Genomic DNA, 3,476 nt, shown 5'->3' with positions numbered 1-3,476 from the left:
CTCGAAACTGATGGCGGCACAACATCAACTTCTCTTAACCAGGTGAATACTGATGCTGAGGTTGTGGAAGTCTTACCCTCACCCAAAGTTTACACGGTATACACGAGCCATACAGAGCAAGACATTCAGCCTACACAAAGCCTACATTCAGGTCAGCATTCAGGTCAGCATTCAGAATTGAACGAAGACGAACTCGACTTGCTGCAAATGATTCGATTGGCGCTGGCAGAGCCTGACCCCGAATCGGCACGGCAAGCGGCCGCCGACATTCTGCCAGCGCTCAAAGAAGTCTGTGGAAAAGGAGCTGCAAACCGAGAGAAGATTTGGGCGGCGCTGACAGAAGAAGAGCGGATCAAGTTCACCTCTTTAGCCAAAAATTCAGAGCAACCGACAATCTCTGAGCGGTCGCCGAAGCCGAGCGCACTGGGCGACAATCCCCCCGAACCGGAACCGGAGCAACTAGCGCCCGAACCCGTGCCAGCAGAGGAATTAGCGGAACCGGAGCTCGCACAAATCGCGCCAGAGGATGCCGAAAAGATACGAGATATTGCCCTGATTTGGTGGCCCGAATACTACCCCGAACAGCTCCAAAACTTGCTTACACAAATGTACGGATGGAATGCACCGGGGACTCGCTACGAGGCTGCCACAATCACCGCTTGGCTCGAAGGGGAGGATGCTTTAGTGAGGGAGCGGATAGGTGAGCTGATGCAGCAGCGGCGTTAGAGCCTTTTGGCTTAGTTCTGACAGAGTAGAAAAAGCCCCACTTACCTTTTGATGCGGTTTGTGGGGTTTGGTTAGCCTATCAGACGTAAATTCTGCACACTCAAACCCACTTTCCGCACCCTCGACTGTCACAATCGGTTTTGGCGGAATTTTGTGAACCCAATTAATCATTTTTTATACACACAAGTGGGAAATTGGACTTGCGCTCGCCAGTTCGATTTAGCCAAACTCCGAAAATTCGTAGTGTGACAGTTCAGGGTGCGGAATGTGGGCTATAGGATTGAAGTCGGGATTCGGAGGGTGATAAGTTCATTCACCTGTGTGGCTGGTCCTGGGGCAAGGCACATCGACGGCGATTGCTATGTCTGCCGAGTGTCCGATAGTCTAAAAATTTCTCAGTTGCGTAAGTCGTATCAATTTTTAAAGCTGTAAAAGCTAATCCAGTTCAATGTCTTGAATGTGCTGTTTATGCTGTTGGTGATTTTGTTTATGAGTTGGCTGTTCTTGTTCAATTAATTGTATCCAGATATCATTCCAACTTGACTGTGGACTGACAATTTCTGCATTCGGTAGTAGCGAGATCGCATTTCGAGCGAGCTGATAATTTTCTGAGAGCGCTATAATAACGCTATCGAGTTCTTGTAAGAATTGTGCAGGCAGTTGTGAAGCTCGTTCAATTCCTAGGTAAATTGTGGGTGGTGTTGTTGTAGAGTTATCCTGATTATTTTCCTGTTCAATAAGCAAAATTGAAAGGGCTTCTATTGGGTTACAGGCAATCACAGCTCGCTCAATTTCTCCGGTAGTGGCTACCCAGAAAGCAGCTTCAGATGGCAAACAATCGGTTGTAGTAAAGTTGCCTCTTTCATCGAGAACAAAAGCGAAGCTGGCTTCCCCCTCAAGCGTCCGTCCTGTAAAGACAGCTTTTTCTGAGTTGGCATACAACCAAGAATGAGAGTGTAATAAATCAAGCAATTCAAAAGGTAAACTGTACTCGACTGCTAGATGCGAGCGCACTTTTTGCCACTGAGTTTCATTCCTTTCAGGCAGGATTGACAGTTGTAACCCTAACTCCTTTGCTGTTGGAGGAGTTACAGGTGCAGTTGCTGCTAGCTCTGATTGTGACATCTCTAACTCATTTGCTGTTGCAGGAATTGCAGGTGCGGTTGTTTCTAGCTCAGATTGTGACAACTCTAACTCATTTGCTGTTGCAGATAGGGTTGCTCCTAACTCAAATGGTGACGAATCTAACTCATTTTCCTCTGCCTCACTGGGGGCGATAGCTAACTGTTGTGGCTGCATTAAAGCCTCAATTAGGGCGTTATCTCGCCCTTTGTCATAGCTAACGCCTCGATGCTTCTGCAATCCAGAAAAAGTGTAGGCTTTACCCAACTGAGTGCCACTTAAAGCGACTCCATCTAAATTGTAAGAAATGCCTTTACTGAAGCCGATTCCAGTTCGAGTCAATCCGACTTGTACCTCTACGCTTTGTTGCTGCAACTGCTCAACGAATTCTGGCATACTTGGGTTGTCTTGGGTAACTTCATCAATTAGGTCTTGCAATTGCACCCTGACGCTCTTGTTTCCCTTGTTTTTTAATTGCCTGTGTTCTCCTGTAGTCTGAGCTCGCTTGTCTGTTTCCCAACTGGGTGTAACAGTTTCCAGGTTGTAACTCCGTTCGAGCTGGCGAATAGTTTCTTGGCTTTTGTAATAGTCCCAGCTATCGTCAACAACGCCTCCATCTAGGCAAATGCGACTGGCGACGATGTGAATGTGGTCGTGTTCTGTATCGCTGTGCTTGACAACTGCGTACTGGTTGTTGTCAAATTCCATCGCTTTCATGTAGTTGGCTGCGATTGCCAGCCAGCGTTGGTCATTTTCTTCAGAATCTTCTAGTTTTTCGGTGCTTGCAACAGATAAAGTGGCGTGAAAAACTGCTACTTTCAGGTTAGGTCTTAGTTGTCGGGCGATGCCAAATTCAGCAGCGAGTTCTTCAGGAGTCTGTCCGCACATAGTACCGCCAATTAGAGTGGCGTCTTTTTTGCCCAGCACGTAGTTTAGACAGCCCCGAAAGCCTGTACCTTTGATTTGTTTGCCAATCATAACCGTTTCGCAGTAGGTTTATTACATCAATTGCTCAGGCTGGTTAAAAATTAGCGGACTGTAGAATTGGCAAGGTTTGCAACTATTGTTTTAATAGCAGTTTGGTTTTGTTGAATGAGGTGCTGTACGCTTTCTAAGAGTCCTCTATTGACAATAACGGGTTCTCCTAATATCACAGCACTATTGCAAGCTTTAGCAATCTGATTAATATTGTTTCCGGCAATTATAAGTTGGGCATTAATTTGGCACAAAACTTGATAGGCTTTCAAGTCAAATGCAGCTAGAGGGCGTGGCATGGCTCTTTTCAAAGCTGCACGACGCATGAAGTCGCTCATACTCAAATTTACTTGGTTCGCTAATGTTTGAATTTGGCTATAATCCGAGTCTGTTAGGCGAATGTGGATATGGTTTGATAGCCGCTCTCTGGGTCTTACTTTCAGTAAAGTTTTCATAGCTTTTAATCAGGAATCACACTATGAGCCAAGATACAAGTTAATAACTGTAATTAAAAACCGCTAGTCAGGTGATTTTATCTCCCCCAATTGGAGAGGGCTATTTAGACAGTTTATTAAGGTAAGCTGTTCAGCATCTAAAACGCATATTGCATAGTATAATATGATGATATTTATAAAAAGTCAATGCCTACTAAA

2 protein-coding genes and 1 pseudogene are annotated in these 3,476 nt (G+C 45.5%); 1 reads left to right on the top strand and 2 read right to left on the bottom strand.

The window, feature by feature from the left end; translation table 11 throughout:
* Positions 1-726: pseudogene (locus QT990_RS33940) on the top strand (hypothetical protein); the annotation flags it as partial.
* A gap of 435 nt (positions 727-1,161) precedes the next feature.
* On the opposite strand, the gene QT990_RS33935 reads toward QT990_RS33940, so the two are convergent.
* Both QT990_RS33935 and QT990_RS33930 read right to left on the bottom strand, forming a co-directional pair.
* A complete protein-coding gene (locus QT990_RS33935) occupies positions 1,162-2,826 on the bottom strand; it encodes a relaxase/mobilization nuclease domain-containing protein (RefSeq protein ID WP_333466307.1) in 1,665 nt (554 codons plus the stop codon).
* A 50-nt stretch (positions 2,827-2,876) separates the two neighbouring features.
* Positions 2,877-3,278: a plasmid mobilization protein gene (locus tag QT990_RS33930; protein WP_333466306.1), complete on the bottom strand. Its 402-nt coding sequence runs from the start codon at positions 3,276-3,278 to the stop codon at positions 2,877-2,879.
* Positions 3,279-3,476 lie beyond the last annotated feature (198 nt).

Source organism: Microcoleus sp. T3_B1 (genome assembly GCF_036700445.1).
Lineage (GTDB): Bacteria > Cyanobacteriota > Cyanobacteriia > Cyanobacteriales > Microcoleaceae > Microcoleus.
The sequence above is the reverse complement of the archived record's forward strand: the minus strand, read 5'-3'. Positions and strand labels throughout refer to the sequence as shown.